Here is a 1,022-nt window from a genome sequence, read left to right on the forward strand (position 1 = left end):
TCACGAATGGCGAACCGCAGCTCCTTGTCCATCGCCACCGGGGTGATGAGTTCCACCTCGATCGCGATGTTGTCGCCCGGCATCACCATCTCGACGTTCTCCGGCAGCTTCACCGTGCCCGTCACGTCCGTCGTGCGGAAGTAGAACTGCGGGCGGTAGCCCTTGAAGAACGGGGTGTGACGGCCACCCTCTTCTTTCGACAGCACGTAAATCTGCGCCTTGAACTTGGTGTGCGGCGTGATGGAGCCCGGCTTCGCCAGCACCTGGCCGCGCTCCATGTCCTCGCGCTTGAGGCCACGCACCAGCGCGCCGATGTTGTCGCCCGCGCGGCCCTCGTCCAGCAGCTTGCGGAACATCTCCACGCCCGTCACGACCGTCTTCTGCGTCGCGCGCAGACCGACGACTTCGACTTCCTCGCCGACCTTGATGATGCCGCGCTCGACGCGACCCGTCGCCACCGTACCACGGCCGGCGATGGAGAAGACGTCTTCCACGGGCATCAGGAAGGGCTTGTCCGTCGCGCGCACCGGCGTCGGGATGTAGCTGTCCACCGCCTCCATCAGCTTCAGGATGGCCGGCTCGCCGATGTCGCTGGTGTCGCCCTCGAGCGCCTTGAGCGCCGAGCCAGGGACGATGGGGATGCTGTCGCCGGGGAACTCGTACTTCTTCAGCAGGTCCCGGACTTCCATCTCCACGAGCTCGCGCAGCTCGGGGTCGTCCAGCATGTCCACCTTGTTCAGGAAGACGACGATGTAGGGCACGCCGACCTGGCGGGCCAGCAGGATGTGCTCGCGCGTCTGCGGCATCGGGCCGTCCGCCGCCGAAACCACCAGGATGGCGCCGTCCATCTGCGCCGCACCCGTGATCATGTTCTTCACGTAGTCGGCGTGTCCCGGACAGTCGACGTGCGCGTAGTGGCGGTTCTTCGTCTTGTACTCCACGTGGGCCGTGGAGATGGTGATGCCGCGCTCCCGCTCCTCCGGCGCCTTGTCAATCTGGTCGTACGCCATGAACGTGGCGCC

General features: G+C 65.9%; 1 protein-coding gene. It reads right to left on the reverse strand.

The features are described from left to right. Nucleotides 1-1,022: elongation factor Tu (tuf, locus tag D7X12_RS41510; protein ID WP_120630580.1), on the reverse strand; the 1,022-nt coding region annotated here is incomplete at both ends.

This window comes from Corallococcus sicarius, assembly GCF_003611735.1.
Taxonomy (GTDB): Bacteria; Myxococcota; Myxococcia; order Myxococcales; family Myxococcaceae; genus Corallococcus; species Corallococcus sicarius.